Genomic DNA, 21,665 nt, shown 5'->3' with positions numbered 1-21,665 from the left:
CGGTCATGGGGGGTGATGCCCCGTGAGGCGGGCGGTCATCCAACCGGAAGGGCATCTGCACGATATCCCCGGGTGCCATCCTTGGGGAGAGGTGACGGCACCCAGTGCCAATGCGTGACGCACCACACCATGCCGAAGCCCTGCCGTGCATACGGCAAGATGACCGCGTGACCGACGAAGACACCGTCCCCGCTGCGCCCGATCCGGCCGCGATGCGCAAGCACTACCGGGCGGAGGGGCTGTCCGAGACCGAGCTGGCCGCCACGCCGGTGGAGCAGTTCGCGCGGTGGTTCAAGCAGGCCGCGACCGAGGGCCGGCTGTTCGAGCCGAACGCGATGGTGGTCTCCACGGCCGACGCGGAGGGCCGCCCCAGTTCCCGTACGGTGCTGCTGAAGCACTTCGACGACGCGGGCTTCGTCTTCTACACGAACTACGACTCCCGCAAGGCGCGTGATCTCGCCGAGAACCCGTACGTCTCGCTGCTCTTCCCCTGGTACACGATGGCCCGCCAGGTCATCGTGACGGGCATGGCGCGGCGCACGGGCCGGGACGAGACCGCCGCGTACTTCCGCACCCGCCCGCACGGCTCGCAGCTCGGTGCGTGGGCGAGCGCCCAGTCGACGGTGATCGGCACCCGCGCGGACCTGGACGCCTCCTACGCCGAGCTCGCGGCCCGCTACCCCGAGGGCGAGCAGGTCCCGGTCCCCCCGCACTGGGGCGGTTTCCGGGTGGTCCCGCGGACGGTGGAGTTCTGGCAGGGCCGCGAGAACCGCCTCCACGACCGCCTGCGCTACGTGTCGCAGGCGGACGGGGGGTGGGGGGTGGAGCGGCTCAGTCCGTGAGGGGCGGGCGCCGCGACCCGACGGGCCTTCGCCTCACCCCAACGTCTCCCCCAGCAGTGCCGCCCACTGTGTGACCACCCGGTCGCGGCGGGCGGTGTCGTCGGTGAGGAGGTTGGCGAGGCCGAGGCCGCGGGCCATGTCGAGGAGGCCCTGGACGGATTCGCGGACGCCGGGGCGGGATTCGTCGGCGGCGAGGAGGTCGACGGCTATGCGGTGGGTCTCGCGGCCGACGCGGGCCTCGAGTTCGGTGACGCGGGGGCGCAGCTGGTCCTCGTTGGAGGCGGCGACCCACAGGTGGAGGGCGGCGCGGAACAGCGGGCCGGTGTAGAGGTCGACGAGGGCGGCGACCACGGCGCGGCGGTCGCCTGCCGCGCCGTGCGGGAACAGGGCGCGCAGGGCGCCCGAGCGTTCCTCGGCGACGTACTCGACGGCGGCCGTGAAGAGGTCCTCGCGGGTCGGGAAGTGGTGCTGGGCGGCGCCGCGGGAGACGCCGGCGCGTTCGGCGACGACGGTGACGGTGGAGCCTGCCCAGCCGTGTTCGGCGAGGCAGGCCACGGCGGCTTCGAGGAGGCGCTGCCGGGTGGCGCGGCTGCGGTCCTGCTTGGGTACGCGGTCGGCGCGGTCCCCGGCGGTCACCGTCGTGACCGCGCCGGCCGCGCCGGCCGGGTTCACAGCACCCATGGTGGATCCCGTCGTTCTAGGAAGGCTGTCATGCCCTCGCGGGCGTCGGCGGAGGCGAACATCCGGGCCGAGAGGGCGGTCAGCTCCGCCGCGTCCCGGTCGAATGTCTGAAGCACCTTAGCCGTGAGCAGCCGTTTCGTCTCGGCCAGTGCCCGCGGTGCGGAGCGCCGCAGTCCGTCGAGGATCGGTTCGAGTACGGCGTCGGCGTCGTCGCCGGCCGCGGTGAGCAGGCCGATGCGGGCGGCCTCGGCGGCGTCGAAGCGTTCGCCGGTGAGGTAGTGGCGGGCGAGGGCGCGCGGGTCGGTGCGGGGCAGCAGGGGAAGGGAGATGACGGCGGGCGCCACGCCGATCCTGACCTCGGTGAACGCGAAGGTCGCCGTGCCGGACGCGGCGGCGATGTCGCAGGCGCCGAGCAGGCCGAGGCCGCCCGCCCGGACGTGGCCGGTGACGCGGGCGACGACGGGTCGGGGCAGTTCGACGATCTGGCGGAGGAGACCGACGAGGGCGTCCGGGTCGGGTGGGTCGCGCAGGTCGGCGCCGGCGCAGAAGGTGTTGCCGGTGTGAGTGAGGAGGACGGCGCGGACGTCGCCGTCCTTGCCGCAGTCGGCGAGCGCGTCGGCGAGTTCCCCGACGAGTGCGGCGGACAGGGCGTTGCGGTTGGCCGGGGAGTCGAGGGTGAGGGTCTCGACTCCCCGATCGCGTGTGCGGCCGATCAGCGTCACGCGGTCTCCCGGAGTTGGCGGCGCAGTATCTTGCCGGAGGCGGCGCGGGGGACGCCCGCGATGAAGCTGACCTGGCGGACGCGCTTGTAGGGGGCGACGCGTTCGGCGACGTGCAGCATGACCTCGTTCTCGGTGAGGTCGGGCGCGGTGGGGTGGCGGACGACGTAGGCGCGGGGGATCTCGTTCCCGTCGTCGTCGTACACGCCGATGACGGCGGCGTCGGCGATGCCCGGGTGGGTGAGGAGGAGGGCCTCCAGTTCGGCGGGGGCCACCTGGAAGCCCTTGTACTTGATCAGTTCCTTGACGCGGTCCACGACGAACAGCCAGCCGTCGCCGTCGACGTGCCCGACGTCCCCGGTGTGCAGCCAGCCGTCGGCGTCGATCATCGCGGCGGTGTCGTCGGGGCGGCCGAGGTAGCCCTTCATCACCTGGGGGCCGCGGATGAGGATCTCGCCGGGTTCGCCGGTGCCGAGGTCCTTGCCGGGGTCGTCGAGGGAGACGATGCGCATCTCGGTGCCGGCGATGAGCCGGCCGACGGTACCGGGCGGGGCGTCCGTCATGGCGTCCAGGGGGACGACGTGGGTGCCCGGGGAGAGTTCGGTCATGCCGTACGCCTGGCCGACGGGCGGCAGGTTCAGGCGCCGGGAGCAGGCGGCGGCGAGGTTCGCGTCCAGCGGTGCGGCGGCGCTGATGACGTACTTCAGGGACGACAGGTCGTACTGCGTGACCGCGGGGTGCTTGGCGAGGGCGAGGACGATCGGCGGGGCGACGTACAGGCCGGTGATGCGGTGGTTCTGGATGGCGGCGAGGAACTGCTCCAGGTCGAAGCGGGGCAGCACGACGACGGTGGCACCCACTCTCAGGGGAGCGTTCATCAGGGCGGTGAGGCCGTAGATGTGGAAGAAGGGCAGGACGGCGAGGATGCGGTCGCCTGGGCCCGCGCTGATCGCCGGCTGGAGCTGGGCGAGGTTGGTGGCGATCTGCCGGTGGGTGAGCATGACGCCCTTGGGGACGCCGGTGGTGCCAGAGGAGTACGGGAGGGCGGCCACGTCCTCGGCGGGGTCGATGGCGATCTGCGGCTCGGGGGCCGTGGAGGCCAGCATGTCGATCAGTGAGCGGTGTCCGGGCGCGCTGTCGCAGACGAAGATCTCCTGGACGCCGCCCGCGAGTTCGGCGGCCCGGCGGGCGGTGTCCAGCAGCGGGGAGACGGTGACGATCCAGCGGGCCGCCGAGTCGCGCAGCTGCTTGGCGAACTCCTCGGCCGTGGCGAGGGGGTGCACGGTGGTGACGGCGGCACCCGCGCGCGTGGCGGCGTAGAAGGCCGTGGGGAAGGCGATCGTGTTCGGGCTGTGCAGGGCGAGGACGTCGCCCTTGCGCACGCCGGCCTCGGTGAGCGCGGCGGCGATCCGCCGGTGGAACCGGTCCACCTGTTCGTACGAGAGGGTGGTGCCGTCGGTGCCGTCGACGAGGGCCGGCAGCTCGCCGAAGTCGGCGGCTCGGCCCAGTACGGCTTCGTGGATGGGGAGTTCTACGGGCGGGACGTCGGCGTACGCGCTGCGGAACACGGTTCCTCCAAGCGGTGCGGCCCGGCTCGGCCGAGCGTGCGGCTCAGTACGACTTGGGCAGGCCCAGGGTCTGGTGGGACACGTAGTTGAGAATCATCTCCCGGCTCACCGGCGCGATACGAGCCACGCGCGCGGCCGTTATCAGCGAGGCGAGGCCGAACTCGCGCGTGAGGCCGTTGCCGCCGAGGGTGTGCACGGCCTGGTCGACGGCCTTCACACAGGCCTCGCCCGCCGCGTACTTGGCCATGTTGGCGGCCTCACCGGCGCCGATGTCGTCGCCCGCGTCGTACAGGTGCGCCGCCTTCTGCATCATCAGGCGGGCGAGTTCGAGGTCGATGTGGGCCTGGGCGAGGGGGTGGGCGATGGCCTGGTGGGCGCCGATGGGCGTCTTCCACACGGTGCGCTCGCGGGCGTAGTCGAGGGCCTTGGCGAGCGCGTACCTGCCCATGCCGATCGCGAAGGCGGCGGTCATGATGCGTTCGGGGTTGAGCCCGGCGAAGAGTTGCAGCAGGCCGGCGTCCTCGTCGCCGACGAGCGCCTCGGCGGGCAGGCGTACGTCGTCCAGGGTCAGCTCGAACTGCTTCTCGGCGGCGTTGAGTTCCATGTCGATGGGACGCCTGTGGAAGCCGTCGGCGTCGGTGGGGACGATGAACAGGCAGGGCTTGAGGTTGCCGGTGCGGGCGTCCTCGGTGCGGCCGACGATCAGGACGGCGTCGGCCATGTCGACACCGGAGATGAACACCTTGCGCCCGGTCAGGAGCCAGTCGGCGCCGTCCCGGCGGGCGGTGGTGGTGATGCGGTGGCTGTTGGAGCCGGCGTCGGGCTCGGTGATGCCGAAGGCCATGAGGCGGGTGCCGTCGGCGAGTCCCGGGAGCCAGTCGCGCTTCTGCTCCTCGGTGCCGAAGCGGGCGATCACCGTGCCGCAGATCGCCGGGGAGACGACGAGCATGAGCAGGGGGCTGCCGGCCGCGCCGAGTTCCTCCAGGACGATGGCGAGTTCGGAGATGCCGCCGCCTCCGCCGCCGTACTCCTCGGGGAGGTTGACGCCGAGGTAGCCGAGTTTGCCCGCCTCCAGCCAGAGTTCGGTGAGGGGTTTGCCTTCGGCGACCGTCTTCGTGAGGTACTCGCGGCCGTAGCGCTTGCCGAGGGCGGCGACGGCCTCGCGCAGAGCCTTGTGCTCCGCGGGTTCGATGAGGGTGGTCATGCGGTTCCTCCGGGTGCGGGTGGTGGGTGGCTGGTCGCGCTCACGCGGCGGAGCCGCATGTTTCATGCAGCCCCGCGCCCCTCAGGTCGGCTGCACCACCGCCAGCAGCAAGCCCGGCTCCACCTGCTGTCCCGGCTTGGCGTGCAGTGCGGTGAGTGTGCCGTCGGCCGGCGCCGAGATCTGGTGCTGCATCTTCATCGCCTCCAGCCAGATCAGTGGCTGCCCGGCCGTCACTGCGACGCCCTCGGTCAGGCCCTCGGCCACGCGGACGACCGTTCCCGGCATGGGGGCGAGGAGGGAGCCGGGGGCGTGCTGGGTGGTGGCGTCGGGGAAGCGGGGCAGGGCGGTGAGGCGGGTGGCGTCGACGTACACCTGGTCGCCGTACCGGGCGACCTCGAACCGGCGCCGCACGCCGTCCACTTCGAGGACGACGGTGCGCGCGTCGGCGTGCACGACCCGTACGCCGTCCGCGACGATGCCGTCCCTCGTGTGCCGGTACCGGACCTCGATCTCCTCGCCCGCCCGCTCGTAGCGCTTGACCTGGGGCTGTGACGGGACGTTGCGCCAGCCGCCGAACCGGGAGCGGCCGTGGGCGTCGGCGAGGGCGGCTGCCAGCGGGGCGCAGGGGTCAGGGGTGGGTTCGGTGACTTCCTGAAGGTGGCGGTCGTAGAAGCCCGTGTCCATGCGGGCCGTCGTGAACTCCTTGTGGCGCAGGGAGCGGATCAGGAGGTCGCGGTTGGTGGTGGGGCCGTGGATCGTGGTGCGTTCCAGGGCGCCGGCCAGTTTGCGGACGGCCTCCGCGCGCGTGGGGGCGTGCGCGACGACCTTCGCGAGCATGGCGTCGTAGTGGACGCCGATCTCGTCGCCGCCGGTGCAGCCGGTGTCGAGGCGGACGCCTTCCGGGGCGTCGAGGCGGTGCAGGGTGCCGGTCTGCGGGGCCCAGTCCCGGGCGGGGTCCTCGGCGTAGAGGCGGGCCTCGACGGCGTGGCCGCGCGCGGGCGGCGGGTCCTGCTCCAGGGCGTGCCCCTCCGCGACGCGGATCTGCCCGGCGACCAGGTCGACCCCGAACACCGCCTCCGTCACCGGGTGTTCGACCTGAAGGCGGGTGTTCATCTCCAGGAAGTGCGCGCGGCCGTCCGCGACCAGGAACTCGACGGTCCCGGCGCCCTCGTAGGAGACCGCGCGGGCGGCCCGCACCGCCAGGGCGCACAGCTCCCGCGCGAGTTCCTCGGGGAGACCTGGTGCCGGGGCCTCCTCGATCACCTTCTGGTGGCGGCGCTGGAGGGAGCAGTCGCGGGTGCCGAGCGCCCAGACGGTGCCGTGGGCGTCGGCGAGGATCTGCACCTCGACGTGCCGGCCGTTCTCGACGTACGGCTCGATGAACACCTCGTCGTCACCGAAGGCACCGAGCGCCTCCGCGCGGGCAGCGGAGAGTTCGCCGTCCAGGTCCTCCAGGCGCCGTACGATCCGCATCCCGCGCCCGCCGCCGCCCGCGGCCGCCTTCACCAGGACCGGCAGGTCGGCCTCGGTGACCTTCTGCAGGGGTGCGAGCCCGAGCAGTTCCTTGGCGCGGGTCTTGGACGCCATCGTCTCGATGGCCTCCGGCGGCGGTCCGATCCAGCGCAGCCCCGCGTCGAGGACCGCGCGCGCGAAGCCGGCGTTCTCGGAGAGGAAGCCGTAGCCGGGGTGTACGGCGTCGGCACCGGCGGCGAGCGCGGCCTTGACGATCAGGTCGCCGCGCAGATACGTCTCGGCGGGCGCCGCCCCCGGCAGCCGTACGGCGGCGTCGGCCACGCGCGCGTGCAGGGCGTCTGCATCCGCGTCCGAGTGCACCGCGACAGTGCGGATGCCGAGTTCACGGCAGGTGCGGAAGATCCGGCAGGCGATCTCGCCCCGGTTCGCGACTAGAACGGAAGTAATCACTGGGCCTCACATCCGGAAGACGCCGAAGCCGCCGCGCACGCCCTCGTACGGGGCGGTGTGGAGGGCGGACAGGCACAGGCCGAGGACGGTTCGGGTGTCGCGCGGGTCGATGACGCCGTCGTCGTAGAGGCGCCCGGACAGGAACATCGGCAGGGACTCGGACTCGATCTGCTGCTCGACCATCGCGCGCAGGGCGGCGTCCGCCTCGTCGTCGTACGGCTGCCCCTTGGCGGCGGCGGACTGGCGGGCGACGATGGAGAGCACGCCCGCCAGCTGCTGGGGGCCCATGACGGCGGACTTGGCGCTGGGCCAGGCGAAGAGGAAGCGCGGGTCGTAGGCGCGGCCGCACATGCCGTAGTGCCCGGCGCCGTAGGAGGCACCCATGAGGACGGAGAGATGCGGGACGCGCGAGTTGGCGACCGCGTTGATCATCATGGCGCCGTGCTTGATGATGCCGCCCTGCTCGTACTCCCGGCCCACCATGTAGCCGGTGGTGTTGTGCAGGAACAGCAGCGGGATGTCGCGCTGGTTGGCGAGCTGGATGAACTGGGCCGCCTTCTGCGACTCCTCGCTGAACAGCACCCCTTGGGCGTTGGCGAGGATGCCGACGGGGTAGCCGTGCAGGGTGGCCCAGCCGGTGGCCAGGCTGGTCCCGTACAGCGGCTTGAACTCGTCGAAGTCGGAGGCGTCGACGATCCGGGCGACGACCTCGCGCGGGTCGAAGGGCACCTTCAGGTCGCCGGGCACGATGCCCAGCAGCTCCTCCGGGTCGTACTTGGGGGGCTCGGCCGGGCCCGGATCCTCGTACGCCTTGCGGTGGTTGAGGCGGGCCACGACCCTCCGGGCCTGGCGCAGCGCGTCCCGCTCGTCCACGGCGAAGTGGTCCGCGAGGCCCGACACGCGCGCGTGCATGTCGGCGCCGCCCAGGGACTCGTCGTCGCTCTCCTCACCGGTCGCCATCTTCACCAGGGGCGGACCGCCGAGGAAGACCTTGGCGCGCTCCTTGACCATGATCACGTGGTCGGACATGCCGGGGACGTACGCGCCCCCGGCCGTGGAGTTGCCGAAGACGACGGCGACGGTCGGGATGCCGGCCGCCGACAGCCGCGTGAGGTCCCGGAAGATGGCACCTCCGGGGATGAAGATCTCCTTCTGGGACGGCAGATCGGCGCCCCCGGACTCCACCAGGCTGATGCAGGGCAGGCGGTTGGCGAGGGCGATGTCGTTGGCGCGCAGGGCCTTCTTCAGGCTCCACGGGTTGCTCGCGCCGCCGCGTACGGTCGGGTCGTTGGCGGTGATCAGGCACTCGACGCCCTCGACCACGCCGATGCCGGTGACGAGGGAGGCGCCGACGGTGTAGTCGCTGCCCCAGGCCGCCAGCGGGGACAGTTCCAGGAAGGGCGTGTCAGGGTCGAGGAGCAGCTCGATGCGCTCGCGGGCGAGGAGTTTGCCGCGCCCCCGGTGCCGGGCGACGTACTTCTCGCCGCCGCCCGCGAGGGCCTTGGCGTGCTCGGCGTCCAGCTCGGCGAGCTTGCCGAGCATCGCGTCACGGTTCCCCCGGTACTCGGGGCTCGTGGTGTCGAGGGCGGAGGTCAGGACGGTCACAGGAGGGCCTCCGGGATGTCCAGGTGGCGGGAGCGCAGCCATTCGCCGAGGGCCTTGGCCTGCGGGTCGAAACGGGCCTGCGCGGCGACGCCTTCGCCGAGGATGCCCTCGACGACGAAGTTCAGGGCGCGCAGGTTCGGCAGGACGTGCCGGGTGACGGGCAGGTCGCGGGCCTCGGGGATCAGTTGCCGGAATCGGCCGGCGGTCAGCTCGTGGGCGAGCCAGCGCCAGGCGTCGTCGGTCCGCGCCCACACGCCGACGTTGGCGTCGCCGCCCTTGTCGCCGCTGCGGGCTCCGGCGACGAGGCCGAGGGGGGCGCGGCGTACCGGCCCGGCCGGCAGGGGCTGCGGCAGCGGCGGTTCCGCGAGGGGTTCCGGTACGAGGGTGGCGGCGGCCGGCGCGACCGGCATACGGCGTCCGTCGTCGAGGACGGCCGTGTGATCGACGGCGTCCTGAGCGACGTACCCGGCCTCGAAGACCCCGTAGGGAGAGCCCTTTCCCGGGGGCGCCACGACGTGGAAGCCGGGATAGCTCGCGAGGGCCAGCTCCACGGCAGCCCCGCTCAGCGCCCGCCCGGTCTTCGTCTCGTCCGGGTCCCGTACGACCAGCCGCAGCAGGGCGCTCGCGGTCTCCTCGGTACCGGCGTCGGGCCGGTCGGTGCGCGCCAGGTCCCAGCGGATCTCGGCGGGCGGCGCCTTGGCCAGCGCGTCCGCCATCTGCTGCCGGACGAGGGTGGCCTTGGCGTCGATGTCGAGTCCGGTCAGGACGAAGACGACCTCGTTGCGGAATCCGCCGAGCCGGTTGAGGCCGACCTTGAGGGTCCCGGGCGGCGCCTCGCCCCGCACGCCGTCGATCCGCACGCGGTCGGGGCCGTCCTGGGTGAGCCGTACGGTGTCGAGGCGCGCGGTGACGTCGGGGCCGGCGTACCGGGCGCCGCCCGTCTCGTACAGCAGCTGTGCGGTGACCGTGCCCACGTCGACGAAGCCGCCGGTTCCGGGGTGCTTGGTGATCACGCAGCTGCCGTCGTCATGGATCTCGGCGAGTGGGAAGCCGGGCCTGTGGGCGTCGGCCTGCCGCTCGTGGAAGAAGGAGTAGTTGCCGCCGGTGGCCTGGGTGCCGCACTCCAGGACGTGCCCGGCGACGACGGCGCCCGCGAGGCGGTCGTGGTCCCCCGGCTGCCAGCCGAAGTGGGCGGCGGCGGGCCCGGTGACCAGCGCCGCGTCGGTCACCCGGCCGGTCACCACGATGTCGGCGCCCTCCCGCAAGCAGGCGGCGATGCCGAAGCCGCCGAGGTAGGCGTGCGCGGCGAGGCTGCCCGGGTAGCGGGCGGTGAGGTCGTCGCCCTCCACGTGCGCGACCCGCAGGGGGATGCCCAGGCGGTCGGCCAGCTTCCTCACGGCTCCGGCGAGTCCGGCGGGGTTGAGCCCGCCCGCGTTGGTGACGACGCGGACACCCCGCTCGTGGGCGAGACCGAGGCACTCCTCCAGCTGGCGCAGGAAGGTCCGGGCGTATCCGGCGCCGGGGTCCTTCAGCCGGTCCCGGGCCAGGATCAGCATCGTCAGCTCGGCGAGGTAGTCGCCGGTGAGGACGTCGAGTTCGCCGCCGGTGAGCATCTCGCGCAGGGCGTCGAAACGGTCTCCGTAGAAGCCGGAGGCGTTGCCGATGCGCAGGGTCACCGGGCGTCACCCTTCGGCGGGCGGCCGTCGCCGGGCGGGCCCGCGAAGGCCTGGGCGATGCCGAGCCAGCGGTCCGCGTCCGCACCCTCGGCGCGCACGTCCACGTCGTCGCGGTGGGCGCGCTGGGTGACCAGGAGCGCGAAGTCGTAGGCGGTGCCGGTGACGCGCTGGGCGGCGCCGTCGGGACCGTACGTCAGCAACTCGCCCGAGGGGGCGACCAGCTCGACCCGGAACTCCTCGCCGGGCGCGGGCAGGCCGTGCGCCGCGAAGGCGAAGTCGCGGGCGCGGACGCCGATGCGGACGACGTGCTTCAGCCGGTCCGTAGGGGTGCGCTCGACCCCGAGGGCGTCGGCGACGTCCTGGCCGTGGGCCCACGTCTCCATGATCCGTCCGGTGGCCATGGAGGCGGCGGACATGGGCGGGCCGTACCAGGGGAAACGGGCACCGCGCGGTGCGGTGCGCAGGGCGGCGTCGAGGGCGGTACGCCCTTCCCTCCAGCTCGCGAGCAGTTCGGCGGGCGCCAGCCGCGCCCCCTCCTCGGCGCCGTCGTCCACGAAGGAGTCCGGCGCGGCGAAGGCCTTCTCGACCAGCGTCCGGAACGCGTCCTCGTCGGTGACGGCGAGCAGGGCGGAGCGGTCGGTCCAGGCGAGGTGGGCGATCTGGTGGGCGACGGTCCAGCGGGGCGCGGGGGTCGGCAGTGTCCAGCGCTCCGGCGGCAAGTCGGCGACGAGCCGGTCGAGTTCGTCGCTTTCGGCACGCAGGTCGTCGAAGACGGGGGTGGGGTCGGCCATGGGCAGGAGCGTGGCAGCGACACCGGAACAAATCAAGCACGCTTGCATGATTTTGTTTTGCCGATTCGCGGTGCCGGTGCGCATCGCTTTGACTACTCTCCGCCATGAGAGGTGGTCGGATTGCGGAGCCGCGAACTGGACCCGGGCGCATCGCCGTTGGACTACTACGGCTACGAGCTGCGGCGCTGCCGGGAGGCGGCCGGACTGACACTGGCGCAGCTCGGCTCGATCGTGTTCTGCACGGGGTCCCTGATCGGGCAGATCGAGACGGCGGCGAGGGTCCCCCAACGGGACTTCTCGGAACGGGTGGACGCCGCGCTGGGGACGGACGGGTTGTTCTCGCGGCTGGTGGGGCTGGTACTGCGGAGCCAGTTGCCGGGGTGGTTCCAGCCGTATGCGGAGATGGAGGGGCGGGCTACATATATCTCGACGTACCAGTCGCAGGTGGTGTACGGGCTACTGCAGACGCAGGAGTACGCGCGAGCGGTGCTGGGCGCGCCCCAGCCGGCGACTCTGGGCGAGCTGGTCGCGGCTCGCATGGAACGGCAACGCGTCCTCCGGAAGGAGAAGCCGCCGCTGGTGTGGGTCGTGCTGGACGAAGCGGTGCTGAACCGGCCCATGGGCAGCCGGGAGGTTATGCGGGACCAGCTGGCGCACCTGCTGAGCTTTCGTGACCAACGACGTGTGAAGGTACAGGTGTTGCCTTTTTCGGCGGGCGAACACCCCGGGTTGCCCGGCGCCTTCAATCTGCTGCGCTTCGGCGACGACCCGGACATTGTGTACACCGAGGACTTCATCCAAGGCCACATGACGGCCAATCCGGACACTGTCAGCGAGGGCTGGCTCCACTACGATCAACTCCGAGCTGCCGCGCTCTCGGTACGGGACTCGGCACAGCTGATCGCCCACGTGATGGAGGAGCGCTATGGGGAGCAACCCGAACGTGACGCAAGCGCGGTGGCGTAAGTCATCCCACAGCAGCAGCAGCGGCGGCGACTGCGTCGAAGTCGCCGCCCTCGGAGCCCACATAGCCGTCCGCGACTCCAAGCACCCCACCCACGGCACCCTCACCCTCGGCACGGACGCGTTCACCGCCTTCGTGGCAGCGGTCTCGCAGGTAGGCATCACAACGGGTCGGGCGTGACCTGCCAAATGGTGACGAGTTCCGCGCGCGGCGTGATCATGTAGAAGCCGCACCCCGATAGATTCCGGCGGCAATGCTCAGGTGCTCGCGGGCCTCTTGTCGCGAGCCCGCGAGTTGCGCGAGGTACGCGGCCCGGTGATATTCCTTCGCCGTCCCAGGGTGGCGTTCGATCTCGATCAGCGCGGACCAGTGCCGCAGGCAGGCGTGCACGGGGGCCAGAGAGCCATGCTCCACCGCCTCGGCGAGGGCCTTGTCCTTGGCCTGGTCGTACGCGGACAGGAGCTGCGGGGCCACCACGGCACACGCCGCGCGCAGGGCGTCCGGCGTCCGCTCCGGGCGCGGGATCAGCGGTCCGTCACCGGCTGTCTCGGTGTGCTGCACGCTCATGCTGACGTTCCCTTCGTGTCCCCTGCGCATCGCCGGTCACGCATCCGACTCCAGCCCCCAAGCCCCCCGGCGCGCCGCCCCGATCGTCAGGAAGGTGTTGCCGTCAGTGGTCGCTTGCGGCGGCCCACCTGGGTGCGTACCGCGCCCATGCTCGCCGCGATGACCAGGGCGATGGCCGCGGCCTCCATAGCGGTCAGGGACTGGTTCAGGACCAGGAAGCCGGCCGTCGCGGCGATGGCGGGCTCCAGGCTCATGAGGATGGCGAAGGTGGGGGCGGGCAGGCGGCGCAGGGCGAGGAGTTCGAGGGTGTAGGGCAGGACGGAGGACAGCAGCGCGACAGCCGCGCCGAGAGCGAGGATCTCCGGATCCAGCAGCTTCGTGCCCGACTCGGCGATGCCCAGCGGCAGGAACAGCACCGCCGCCACCACCATGGCGAGCGCCAGCCCGTCGGCCTGTGGGAAGCGGCGTCCCGTACGCGCGCTGAAGAGGATGTACGCCGCCCACATGGCGCCCGCCCCCAGCGCGAAGGCCGCGCCGACGGGGTCGAGGCTTTCGAAGGTGCCGCCGCCGAGCAGGAAGACACCCGCCAGAGCGAGGCCCGCCCAGACGAGGTTGATCGCGCGGCGGGAGGCGATGACGGACAGGGCGAGCGGGCCGAGCACCTCCAGGGTGACCGCCGGGCCGAGCGGGATGCGGTCCACGGCCTGGTAGAAGAGGCCGTTCATCGCGCCCATGGTGATGCCGAAGACGACGACGGTGCCCCAGTCGGTGCGGGAGTGCCCGCGCAGCCGGGGCCTGCACACCAGCATCAGCACGAGCGCGGCCACCGCCAGTCGCAGGGTCACGATGCCGAGCGCGCCGGCCCGCGGCATGAGGGTGACCGCGAGGGCGCCGCCGAACTGCACCGACAGCCCGCCGGCCAGCACGAGGCCGACCGGGCCGAGGGAGCCTGTGAAGCGGCCGCCCTGTCCCCCCTTCACCGGCGAGGGCGCGCTCGCCGCGGTCGGCGCGGAGGGGGACGTCGCCGGGGACGAGGGGCTGGCGCTGGGGGTGCTCACGGGGGCCTTCCAGGGGACGGGGGACGGATCCGGGGAACGTTCACCTCGCTGTACTTACCAGTCCAGGGTAATGGACTTGGTCAGGCGTGTGAACTTGTTTTGCCACTGACCACTGTGCCCTCCCCCACGGGCCCCGCGAAACGCCGTCTCACCCGGCGGACGACGCTTCGACCACGTTTCCCCCAGCGGATAGTCTCGCCTCGTGGCTGAGATCCGGATTCCCTCTGACATCAAGCCCGCGGACGGTCGTTTCGGCGCGGGTCCCTCCAAGGTGCGGACGGAGGCGCTGGACGCCCTGGCCGCGACCGGCACGTCCCTCATGGGCACCTCCCACCGCCAGGCCCCGGTCAAGAACCTGGTCGGCTCGGTGCGCGAGGGCATCCGCGAGCTGTTCCAGCTCCCCGACGGCTACGAGGTGGTCCTCGGCAACGGCGGCTCGACGGCGTTCTGGGACATCGCGACGCACGGCCTGATCGAGAACAGGTCGCAGCACCTGTCCTTCGGCGAGTTCAGCTCGAAGTTCGCCAAGGCCGCCAAGCTCGCCCCCTGGCTGGCCGAGCCCGACGTCATCTCCGCCGACCCGGGCACGCACCCGCAGCCGGAGGCCGCCGCGGGCGTGGACGTCTACGCGTTCACCCACAACGAGACCTCGACCGGCGTCGCCATGCCCATCAAGCGGGTGGCCGGCGCCGACGAGGGCGCGCTGGTCCTCGTGGACGCGACGAGCGGCGCCGGCGGCCTGCCGGTCGACATCGCCGAGACGGACGTCTACTACTTCGCCCCGCAGAAGTCCTTCGCCTCCGACGGCGGCCTGTGGATCGGCGTCTTCTCGCCTGCCGCGATCGAGCGCGCCGAGCGGATCCACGCGTCCGGCCGGCACGTGCCGGAGTTCTTCAGCCTGCCGACGGCGATCGACAACTCCCGCAAGAACCAGACGTACAACACCCCGGCGCTGGCCACCGTCTTCCTGCTCGACCAGCAGCTGAAGTGGCTCAACGGCCAGGGCGGCCTGGACTGGGCGGTGCGGCGTACGGCGGCCTCCGCGCGCACGCTGTACGGCTGGGCCGAGGACATCAAGTACGCCAACCCCTTCGTCGCCGACCCGGCCAAGCGCTCGCAGGTCATCGGCACGATCGACTTCACCGACGAGGTGGACGCGGCGGCCGTCGCCAAGGTGCTGCGCGCCAACGGCATCGTCGACACCGAGCCGTACCGCAAGCTCGGCCGCAACCAGCTCCGTGTGGCGATGTTCCCGGCGATCGACCCGGCGGACATCGAGGCGCTGACGAAGTGCGTCGACCACGTGATCGAGCAGATGTAGTCCCGCAACGGCATGCCCGCAACGGCACGAGGGAGGGCCCGGAGCGACGCTCCGGGCCCTCCCTGTTCTACGGCGTCAGCGGCTCAGCTTCTGGAAGCGGCGCACCGCCAGCGGCAGGAAGACCAGGGTCAGCACCACCGGCCACACCCCCGCCATCAGCAGCGCGTGCTGCTCGATCCAGGTCTCGCCCCCGCCGACCGGCGTCCCGAACAGCTCGCGGGTCGCCGCGGCCGTCGAGGAGATGGGGTTCCACGCGGCCACCCAGCCCAGCCAGTCCGGCATCAGCTGCGGGGCGACGAAGATGCTGGAGATCATCGTCAGCGGGAAGGCCACGGCGAACAGACCACCGGCCGCCTCCGGGTTGGGCACCAGCAGGCCGAGCCACACGCCGATCCAGATCAGTGCGAACCGCAGCCACAGCAGCAGCCCGAACGCGGCGAGGAAGCCCAGGCCCCCGTCCGGCCGCCAGCCCATGGCGAACGCGGTCAGCATCATGATGGCCAACTCGGCGCAGGCGACGATCAGATCGGTCACCCCGCGCCCGGCGACCACGGCCGAGGAGGCCATCGGCATCGAGCGGAACCGGTCGATGACGCCCTTGGTGGAGTCGTACACCACCACCGTGGCGGTGTTGATGAAGCCGAACGCCATCGTCATCACGAACATGCCCGGCATCAGGAAGTCCTGGTAGCTCCCGCCGCCGGGCACCTTCATGGCGCTGCCGAAGACATAGCCGTACAGCAGGACGGACAGGATCGGGAAGCCGAGCTGCCAGGCGATGTTGACGGGCTGGCGCTGGTAGTGCGTCAGGCCCCGGCGGACGATGTTCCAGCAGTCGGCGAGCAGCCAGTACATACGTCCCCGGGTGGCCGGTGCTGCCAGGTCGGCGGTACTCACGCGACGGTCTCCTTCGCTTCCGTGCGGTGTCCGGTCAGGTGCAGGAACACGTCGTCGAGGCTCGGCCTGCGCAGCCCGATGTCCTCGACCCGGACCCCCTCGTCCTGGAGGGTGCGGGCGACGTCCGTCAGCGCGGTCACCCGGTCGGCGACGGCCGCGTGCACACGCAACTCGCTCTCGTCCGCCTCCGGTTCACCGTCCGAGACGCGGGCGACGGCCTTCACCGCCCGTGCGATGTCCGCCCGCTCGGCGACCACGACCTCGATCCGGTCGCCACCGATCCGGTTCTTCAGCCCGTCCGGGGTGTCGTCGGCGATCGCGCGCCCCTGGTCGATGACGGTGACGCGGGAGGCCAGCTTGTCGGCCTCCTCCAGATACTGGGTGGTCAGCAGCACGGTCGTGCCGCCCGCCACCAGCTCCCGCACCGACTCCCAGACCTCGCCGCGGCTGCGCGGGTCGAGTCCCGTCGTCGGCTCGTCGAGGAAGAGGACCGCCGGGGCCAGGATCATCGACGCGGCCAGGTCGAGGCGGCGCCGCATGCCGCCGCTGTAGTCCCCGACGCCCTTGTCGGCGGCGTCGGTCAGGTCGAACTGCTCCAGCAGTTCGGTGGCGCGCAGCTTCGCCCGCTTCCCGCCCAGATGGAACAGCCGGCCGAACATCTCCAGGTTCTGCCGGCCGGTGAGCACCTCGTCCACCGCCGCGTACTGCCCGGTGAGACCGATGCGGGCCCGCACCTGGCGCGCCTGCCGCGCCACGTCCAGCCCGGCCACCGTCGCCCGGCCGCCGTCCAGCCGCAGCAGCGTGGCCAGGATGCGCACGGCGGTGGTCTTGCCCGCGCCGTTCGGCCCGAGCAGGCCGTGCACCGCGCCCTCACGCACCGTCAGGTCGAAGCCGTCCAGCGCGCGTTTCTCGCCGTAGCGCTTCTCCAGGCCCTCGGCCCGTACCGCGTATCCGTCACTCATGGGGTCCCCCTTCTCCTCGCAACCGAGTACACCGTACCCGATTACGCGTACGGTGTACTCGGTTTTTCTTCCGGCACCTAGACTGAGCCGTATGACGAGCGGCAAGGACGGCACCCGCGCCAGCGGCAGCGGCGACATCCAGCGGACCCTCGAACTGCTGTGGGACACCGGCCGGCGGCCCAGCCGCGGCCCCAAGCCGGGCCTGACGCTCGAGAGGATCGTGGAAGCCGCCGTCCGGGTCGCCGACGCGGAGGGCCTGGACGCGGTGTCGATGCGGCGCGTCGCGGCCGAGCTCGGCACCGGCGCGATGTCGCTGTACCGCTACGTCCCCGGCAAGGGCGAGCTGCTCGACCTGATGCTCGACCGTGTGCAGCGCCCGTCCCCCGACCCGTCCGGCCTCGGCGACACCTGGCGCACCGCCCTGGAGGCCCTGGGCCGCGCCACCCTCGACCTCTACCGCCGCCACCCCTGGCTGCTGCACGTCAACCAGTCCCGCCCGATCCTCGGCCCCGCCGCCATCGAGGGCATGGAGATCGTTCTCACCCGCATCCGCCCGATGGGCCTGTCCGACCGTGAACTGGTCTCGGCGATCATCCTGGTCGACTCCTACGTCGTCGGCGCCGCCCGCACCCAGGTGCACCAGCAGGAGGCGGAGCGCCGGACAGGCCTGACGGACGCCGAGTTCTGGCAGGCGCAGGTGCCGGTGCTGGAGAAGGTGATGGCCAGCGGCCGCTACCCGGTCATGGCATCCCTCGACGAGGACACCTGGGGCCCCGACTTCGACCACTTCGAGTTCGGGCTCCAGCGCATCCTGGACGGCCTGGAGGCGATCGTGGCCCAACGGCAGGCGCCGGCCTAGCCTTTGCGCCGCAGCCGGCCCAGTCCGAGGATCAGGGCGCAGGCCACGACCAGCGCGACCGCCCCGGTGCCGACCGAGAGGCCGCCGTCCTCACTCTTCCCGGCTGCCGAACCGCCCTCCCTGGAAGGGGACTTGCCCGAGCCGCCGGCCGGGGCACCGGGGGCGTCCATGGGCTCGACGGAGCTTCCCTCGCCCTCGTTGCCGAACATCACCTTCGTCCCGTCGGCGGTGTACGTCACCGACTCGCCCTGCCCCAGGGACGGCACGCCGAGCCGCCCGGTGCTCTTGATCCGGCCGTCGTTCCAGTCGTACGCGAGTGAGCCGAAGTAGCTGCGCACGACCAGTCGTCGGCCGTCCGGGGAGAAGGCGGCGTCGGTGGCCTCCAGGTCGGGGACGGCGGCGACGGGCTCGAAGACGTTGGTGCCGGAGGCCGACAGCTGCGCCGGCCCCTCGTAGAGATGGCCGCCCGCCTCGTTCTTGTCGATGATGTACGCGCGTCCGGTCCTCGGATGCACGACGAGGGACTCGGCGTCCCGCGCCCCGTCGGCGTACTCGACGACGTACTGCGTGGCCCGGACGGTCTCGTCCTTCAACTCCTCCGGCTCGGGGAGCCGGTAGATCCAGACGTGGTCCCAGGTGCCGCCGAGGTTGTCGCCGATGTCGCCGACGTAGATCTGGTCGCCCGGCCCGATGGAGATGGCCTCCACGTCGCGCGGGCGGCCGACGCCGGTGAGGGTGAGGGTGGCCACGGTCTCGCCGGTCGCGCCGTCCACGGCGTACAGATAGGCGCCGTCGTCGCTGTCGTTGTGGGTCCAGTAGATGCCGGGGTGCAGGCGGGAGGCCGCGAGGCCACTGGACTCGGTGATGCGCGGGTCCTTGATCGTGAACCCCTCGTCCCCGTCGGCGGCGGAGGCGGTCGGCACGGTGAGCGCGCCCGCGAGAAGGGCAGCGGCGAGGACGGTGAGTGATCGGCGCATGCCCCAAGACTGCCACTCCGAGCGGCTTTTCACCGGCGTGGTCGGCCTCACACCCCGCCCGCGGCGCCGATCGTCCATCATGAGCGGATGCTCAGGTTCATGCCCGTAGGCGACTCCATGACCATCGGCAGCGCGGGCGAACACACCTGGCGCTACCGGATGTGGCGGCACCTGTGCGAAACGTACGGCGGGCCCTTCACCCTCGTCGGCCCGCGCGAGACGCTGTACGACAAGACGGCCGAGGAGCCGGTGTCGTACGCCTACGCCGAACCGGACTTCCCGCGCGCCCACCTGGCCGGCTGGGGCGAGGGCTGGCTGCACATGGCGCCGCTGATCGGCGGGGCGGTACGCGAGTGCCGGGCGGACGTGCTGCTGGTCTCCCTCGGCCTGATCGACCTCGGCTTCTACACGAACGCCGAGCAGACGGCGCAGAACGTCCGCGCCTTCGTCGCGGGCGCGCGCGAGACGAAGGACCGCATCCGGATGGTCCTGCTGCCGGTGATCCCGAACGTGCGCTGCGTGTCCGACGCGCCCTTCGCCGAGCAGGTCACCGCCTTCAACGAGCTCCTCGCGAAGGCGGTCGCCGACCTGGACGAACCCCGCTCGCCACTGCTGCTGGCGACGCCGCCGGCGTCGTACGACATCCACACGGACACCTACGACGGCACCCATCCGAACGCGAGCGGCGAGCACAAGATCGCTCAGGCGTTCGCGGAGGCGCTGTACCAGGGGTGGGGCCTGGGCGGGGGCTACGAGGGCTGATCGGCGACGGCGCGCAGGCGCCGCACGAGGGCGTCGGCGCACCGGCGGGCCCCCTCGGGTGCCGCGCCCACGTCCAGCCCCAGGTACTCGGCCCGTGCCCGGGCAAGCGCCGGGCGCTGCTCGGGCGGAAGCCGTTCGAGGGCCCAGTCGGCGGCGGCGTCCTTGGAGCGGATGGTGCCGGTGGCGAGCGTGACCCGGACCCGGGCGAGGGCGAGCAGGTCAGCGGGCGGCGGGCCGTGGAGGGGCGCGTCGCCGTGCAGAGCCATGGTGAGCAGCGGAGCGAGATCCGGCATCGTCGCGGGCCCGGGCACGAACCCGCGCTCGTACTCCTCCCGCAGCCATTCGCCGCACAGGAACTCGCAGTTCGGCGGGTATCGCCAGGGGTTGACCTCGTCGCGACGCACGACGACCAGCTCGACCAGCAGATCGATGTCACTCTGCGGACGCAGCCCGGCGAGGGTGGCGGAGCCGTGGAGGCAGAGGCCGAGGATGTTGTTGCCGAGGGTGTGACGGAGGAGGCGTACGAGGGGGGTGGTACGGGCGGTCGGCATATGCGTTCCTCCCCGCGTCCTGGTTCCGTGCGTATCGTTGTACCGCGCGGCTGTGCCCGCTCGTGGGGCGGCCGGGGAGGAGCGCCACGATGACCGTCGTAATGACCGACAGGATCGAGATGGCCGACGACAACGCCCAGCGTCTGGACGAGTGGTTCGAGCTGCTGGAGCGGATGGTCCCCGAGGGAATCAAGGCTGAGGTCGTCGAGGGGGCCGTCCACATGGTGCCGCAGCGGAACACGCACTGGCAGATCATCCGCCGGATCATCCATGCGCTGGAGGACAGGTTCGGCAGGGACATCGAGGTGACGACCGACGTGCGCATCGACTTCCCCGGTTTCGAGAACGGCTTCTGCCCCGACGTGATGAAGCTGCGCGACGACGCGGAACGCGACCCGGAGCGCGGCTGGCGCCACGAGGACGTCGAGTTCGTCGCCGAGGTCATCTCCCGCGGCACCGGGATGAACGACTACGGCCCGAAGAAGGCCGCGTACGCGGAGGCCGAGGTTCCCGTGTACCTCATCGCCGATCCCTACCAAGGGCGCTGCCACCTCTTCACCGACCCCAAGGACGGCGAGTACCGCACCGAGTCCCGGTTCGACTTCGGCGAGCGTATCGACCTGACCCACACCCTCCTCGATCTCACCCTGGACACGGCCAAGTTCCCCCGCGACTGACCCGGCCGCCGCACCGCTTGCCTTGAGCCCACTTCAAGACGTTGGCTGTGGACCATGAAGTACACGCAGCTCGGACGCACCGGACTCAAGGTCAGCCGTCTCGTCCTCGGCACGATGAACTTCGGCCCGCAGACCGACGAGGCCGACAGCCACGCGATCATGGACGCGGCGCTGGACGCGGGCATCAACTTCTTCGACACCGCCAACGTCTATGGCTGGGGCGAGAACAAGGGCCGTACCGAAAGCATCATCGGCGACTGGTTCGCCCAGGGGGGCGACCGGCGGGACAAGGTCGTCCTCGCCACCAAGGTGTACGGCAACATGGCCGGCGACGGTTCCCCCGCCTGGCCCAACCACGACAAGCTCTCCGCGCTGAACATCCGCCGCGCCGTCGACGCCAGCCTCAAGCGCCTGCAGACCGACTACATCGACGTCTACCAGTTCCACCACATCGACCGCGCCACGCCCTTCGACGAGATCTGGCAGGCCATCGACGTCCTGATCCAGCAGGGCAAGATCCTGTACGTCGGCTCCAGCAACTTCCCCGGCTACAAGATCGCCCAGGCCAACGAGACCGCCGCCCGCCGTGGCGGCACCATCGGCCTCGTCAGCGAGCAGTGCCTGTACAACCTCTTCGAGCGCCGCGCCGAGATGGAGGTCATCCCGGCGGCGCTGGACTACGGCCTCGGCGTCATCCCGTGGTCGCCGCTGCACGGCGGGCTGCTGGGCGGTGTCCTGAAGAAGCAGGCCGAGGGCGGGCGCCGGGCCTCGGGCCGGGCCGCCGACACCCTGGCCGACCCGGCGGCACGCGGGCGGATCCAGGCATACGAGGACCTGCTCGACAAGCACGGAGCCGAACCCGGCGAGGCCGCCCTCGCCTGGCTGCTCACCCGCCCCGGCGTGACCGGCCCGATCGTCGGCCCGCGCACCACCGGGCAGCTGGACTCCGCGCTGCGGGCCGTCGAGCTGGAGCTGTCGGAGGAGCTGCTGGCCGGGCTGGAGGAAATCTTCCCGGGCCCGGGCCCGTCGCCGGAGGCGTTCGCCTGGTAGCCGAGGTCACA

The 21,665-nt window shown here is 71.8% G+C and carries 22 protein-coding genes; 8 read left to right on the top strand and 14 right to left on the bottom strand.

What is annotated here, in order from left to right:
• Positions 1-167: 167 nt before the first annotated feature.
• Positions 168-842 carry a pyridoxamine 5'-phosphate oxidase gene (gene pdxH, locus ACIHCM_RS22900; RefSeq protein ID WP_399898660.1) on the top strand — a complete coding sequence of 225 codons (675 nt, stop codon included), beginning with the start codon at positions 168-170 and terminating at the stop codon, positions 840-842.
• A gap of 33 nt (positions 843-875) precedes the next feature.
• Here pdxH and ACIHCM_RS22895 read toward each other — a convergent pair whose 3' ends face one another.
• The 8 genes from ACIHCM_RS22895 to ACIHCM_RS22860 all read right to left on the bottom strand — a co-directional run bounded on the left by ACIHCM_RS22895 (position 876) and on the right by ACIHCM_RS22860 (position 11,009).
• Positions 876-1,523 (bottom strand): TetR/AcrR family transcriptional regulator, encoded by a 648-nt coding sequence (locus ACIHCM_RS22895; RefSeq protein ID WP_399898658.1) that lies wholly within the window; start codon positions 1,521-1,523, stop codon positions 876-878.
• The gene (locus ACIHCM_RS22890) at positions 1,511-2,245 is read right to left on the bottom strand and encodes an enoyl-CoA hydratase family protein (protein WP_399898655.1); all 735 of its coding nucleotides are present in this window, start codon (positions 2,243-2,245) and stop codon (positions 1,511-1,513) included. The genes ACIHCM_RS22895 and ACIHCM_RS22890 overlap by 13 nt, the downstream gene beginning before the upstream one ends.
• Positions 2,242-3,810 (bottom strand): 4-coumarate--CoA ligase family protein, encoded by a 1,569-nt coding sequence (locus tag ACIHCM_RS22885; RefSeq protein ID WP_399898652.1) that lies wholly within the window; start codon positions 3,808-3,810, stop codon positions 2,242-2,244. The genes ACIHCM_RS22890 and ACIHCM_RS22885 overlap by 4 nt, the downstream gene beginning before the upstream one ends.
• A 43-nt stretch (positions 3,811-3,853) precedes the next feature.
• On the bottom strand, positions 3,854-5,014 hold the full coding sequence (locus tag ACIHCM_RS22880; RefSeq protein ID WP_399898651.1) for an acyl-CoA dehydrogenase family protein: 1,161 nt from the start codon (positions 5,012-5,014) through the stop codon (positions 3,854-3,856).
• An 81-nt stretch (positions 5,015-5,095) separates the two neighbouring features.
• Positions 5,096-6,937: a biotin carboxylase N-terminal domain-containing protein gene (locus tag ACIHCM_RS22875; RefSeq protein WP_399898648.1), complete on the bottom strand. Its 1,842-nt coding sequence runs from the start codon at positions 6,935-6,937 to the stop codon at positions 5,096-5,098.
• 6 nt (positions 6,938-6,943) lie between these two features.
• Positions 6,944-8,542, bottom strand: coding sequence for an acyl-CoA carboxylase subunit beta (locus ACIHCM_RS22870; RefSeq protein ID WP_399898645.1), 1,599 nt, complete (start codon positions 8,540-8,542; stop codon positions 6,944-6,946).
• Positions 8,539-10,218, bottom strand: coding sequence for an acyclic terpene utilization AtuA family protein (locus ACIHCM_RS22865; RefSeq protein WP_399898642.1), 1,680 nt, complete (start codon positions 10,216-10,218; stop codon positions 8,539-8,541). Before ACIHCM_RS22865 ends, ACIHCM_RS22870 begins: the two co-directional genes overlap by 4 nt.
• Entirely contained in the window at positions 10,215-11,009 is a 795-nt protein-coding gene (locus ACIHCM_RS22860; RefSeq protein ID WP_399898812.1) for a TIGR03084 family metal-binding protein, read from the bottom strand. The genes ACIHCM_RS22865 and ACIHCM_RS22860 overlap by 4 nt, the downstream gene beginning before the upstream one ends.
• Before the next feature lie 120 nt (positions 11,010-11,129).
• On the opposite strand from ACIHCM_RS22860, the gene ACIHCM_RS22855 reads away from it, so the two are divergent.
• On the top strand, positions 11,130-11,975 hold the full coding sequence (locus tag ACIHCM_RS22855; protein WP_399898640.1) for a helix-turn-helix domain-containing protein: 846 nt from the start codon (positions 11,130-11,132) through the stop codon (positions 11,973-11,975).
• The gene (locus ACIHCM_RS22850) at positions 11,953-12,153 is read left to right on the top strand and encodes a DUF397 domain-containing protein (protein WP_399898637.1); all 201 of its coding nucleotides are present in this window, start codon (positions 11,953-11,955) and stop codon (positions 12,151-12,153) included. Before ACIHCM_RS22855 ends, ACIHCM_RS22850 begins: the two co-directional genes overlap by 23 nt.
• A 36-nt stretch (positions 12,154-12,189) precedes the next feature.
• Here the strand turns inward: ACIHCM_RS22850 and ACIHCM_RS22845 are convergent, their stop codons facing one another.
• Both ACIHCM_RS22845 and ACIHCM_RS22840 read right to left on the bottom strand, forming a co-directional pair.
• Positions 12,190-12,540, bottom strand: coding sequence for a DUF6247 family protein (locus ACIHCM_RS22845; RefSeq protein WP_399898634.1), 351 nt, complete (start codon positions 12,538-12,540; stop codon positions 12,190-12,192).
• 86 nt (positions 12,541-12,626) lie between these two features.
• Positions 12,627-13,598: an EamA family transporter gene (locus tag ACIHCM_RS22840; RefSeq protein WP_399898631.1), complete on the bottom strand. Its 972-nt coding sequence runs from the start codon at positions 13,596-13,598 to the stop codon at positions 12,627-12,629.
• 202 nt (positions 13,599-13,800) lie between these two features.
• Between ACIHCM_RS22840 and serC the strand changes: the two genes are divergently transcribed.
• Positions 13,801-14,919 carry a phosphoserine transaminase gene (gene serC / locus ACIHCM_RS22835; RefSeq protein ID WP_399898629.1) on the top strand — a complete coding sequence of 373 codons (1,119 nt, stop codon included), beginning with the start codon at positions 13,801-13,803 and terminating at the stop codon, positions 14,917-14,919.
• A 75-nt stretch (positions 14,920-14,994) separates the two neighbouring features.
• Here serC and ACIHCM_RS22830 read toward each other — a convergent pair whose 3' ends face one another.
• Both ACIHCM_RS22830 and ACIHCM_RS22825 read right to left on the bottom strand, forming a co-directional pair.
• Positions 14,995-15,816, bottom strand: coding sequence for an ABC transporter permease (locus ACIHCM_RS22830; protein WP_399898626.1), 822 nt, complete (start codon positions 15,814-15,816; stop codon positions 14,995-14,997).
• Complete coding sequence (locus ACIHCM_RS22825) at positions 15,813-16,778, bottom strand: ATP-binding cassette domain-containing protein (RefSeq protein WP_399898625.1); 966 nt, start codon at positions 16,776-16,778, stop codon at positions 15,813-15,815. The genes ACIHCM_RS22830 and ACIHCM_RS22825 overlap by 4 nt, the downstream gene beginning before the upstream one ends.
• A 91-nt stretch (positions 16,779-16,869) precedes the next feature.
• Between ACIHCM_RS22825 and ACIHCM_RS22820 the strand changes: the two genes are divergently transcribed.
• Positions 16,870-17,637 (top strand): TetR/AcrR family transcriptional regulator, encoded by a 768-nt coding sequence (locus tag ACIHCM_RS22820; protein ID WP_399898622.1) that lies wholly within the window; start codon positions 16,870-16,872, stop codon positions 17,635-17,637.
• Here the strand turns inward: ACIHCM_RS22820 and ACIHCM_RS22815 are convergent.
• Positions 17,634-18,614 carry a WD40 repeat domain-containing protein gene (locus tag ACIHCM_RS22815; protein WP_399898619.1) on the bottom strand — a complete coding sequence of 327 codons (981 nt, stop codon included), beginning with the start codon at positions 18,612-18,614 and terminating at the stop codon, positions 17,634-17,636. The two genes, ACIHCM_RS22820 and ACIHCM_RS22815, sit on opposite strands and share 4 nt — an antisense overlap.
• Positions 18,615-18,701: 87 nt before the next feature.
• Between ACIHCM_RS22815 and ACIHCM_RS22810 the strand changes: the two genes are divergently transcribed.
• Positions 18,702-19,376 carry an SGNH/GDSL hydrolase family protein gene (locus ACIHCM_RS22810; protein WP_399898617.1) on the top strand — a complete coding sequence of 225 codons (675 nt, stop codon included), beginning with the start codon at positions 18,702-18,704 and terminating at the stop codon, positions 19,374-19,376.
• On the opposite strand, the gene ACIHCM_RS22805 is transcribed toward ACIHCM_RS22810, so the two are convergent.
• Positions 19,364-19,927, bottom strand: coding sequence for an aminoglycoside adenylyltransferase domain-containing protein (locus ACIHCM_RS22805; protein ID WP_399898614.1), 564 nt, complete (start codon positions 19,925-19,927; stop codon positions 19,364-19,366). The two genes, ACIHCM_RS22810 and ACIHCM_RS22805, sit on opposite strands and share 13 nt — an antisense overlap.
• 89 nt (positions 19,928-20,016) lie before the next feature.
• Between ACIHCM_RS22805 and ACIHCM_RS22800 the strand changes: the two genes are divergently transcribed.
• Together ACIHCM_RS22800 and ACIHCM_RS22795 are read left to right on the top strand one after the other, a co-directional pair.
• Positions 20,017-20,604, top strand: a complete 588-nt coding sequence (locus tag ACIHCM_RS22800; protein WP_399898611.1) for a Uma2 family endonuclease — start codon at positions 20,017-20,019, stop codon at positions 20,602-20,604.
• Positions 20,605-20,658: 54 nt separating this feature from the next.
• Complete coding sequence (locus ACIHCM_RS22795; RefSeq protein WP_399898608.1) at positions 20,659-21,654, top strand: aldo/keto reductase; 996 nt, start codon at positions 20,659-20,661, stop codon at positions 21,652-21,654.
• The last annotated feature ends 11 nt before the right edge of the window (positions 21,655-21,665 follow it).

The sequence above is a fragment of the Streptomyces sp. NPDC052023 genome (genome assembly GCF_044548465.1).
GTDB lineage: Bacteria > Actinomycetota > Actinomycetes > Streptomycetales > Streptomycetaceae > Streptomyces.
This window is presented reverse-complemented; position numbering and strand designations above follow the sequence as displayed.

What these genes read in the sequence shown, in the direction of transcription:
- ACIHCM_RS22815 (WP_399898619.1), bottom strand. Translation starts at nt 18,614, where the DNA reads ATGCGCCGATCACTCACCGTCCTCGCCGCTGCCCTTCTCGCGGGCGCG.
- ACIHCM_RS22800 (WP_399898611.1), top strand. Translation starts at nt 20,017, where the DNA reads ATGACCGTCGTAATGACCGACAGGATCGAGATGGCCGACGACAACGCC.
- ACIHCM_RS22820 (WP_399898622.1), top strand. Translation starts at nt 16,870, where the DNA reads ATGACGAGCGGCAAGGACGGCACCCGCGCCAGCGGCAGCGGCGACATC.
- ACIHCM_RS22895 (WP_399898658.1), bottom strand. Translation starts at nt 1,523, where the DNA reads ATGGGTGCTGTGAACCCGGCCGGCGCGGCCGGCGCGGTCACGACGGTG.
- ACIHCM_RS22860 (WP_399898812.1), bottom strand. Translation starts at nt 11,009, where the DNA reads ATGGCCGACCCCACCCCCGTCTTCGACGACCTGCGTGCCGAAAGCGAC.
- ACIHCM_RS22795 (WP_399898608.1), top strand. Translation starts at nt 20,659, where the DNA reads ATGAAGTACACGCAGCTCGGACGCACCGGACTCAAGGTCAGCCGTCTC.
- ACIHCM_RS22880 (WP_399898651.1), bottom strand. Translation starts at nt 5,014, where the DNA reads ATGACCACCCTCATCGAACCCGCGGAGCACAAGGCTCTGCGCGAGGCC.
- ACIHCM_RS22810 (WP_399898617.1), top strand. Translation starts at nt 18,702, where the DNA reads ATGCTCAGGTTCATGCCCGTAGGCGACTCCATGACCATCGGCAGCGCG.
- ACIHCM_RS22825 (WP_399898625.1), bottom strand. Translation starts at nt 16,778, where the DNA reads ATGAGTGACGGATACGCGGTACGGGCCGAGGGCCTGGAGAAGCGCTAC.
- ACIHCM_RS22845 (WP_399898634.1), bottom strand. Translation starts at nt 12,540, where the DNA reads ATGAGCGTGCAGCACACCGAGACAGCCGGTGACGGACCGCTGATCCCG.
- ACIHCM_RS22805 (WP_399898614.1), bottom strand. Translation starts at nt 19,927, where the DNA reads ATGCCGACCGCCCGTACCACCCCCCTCGTACGCCTCCTCCGTCACACC.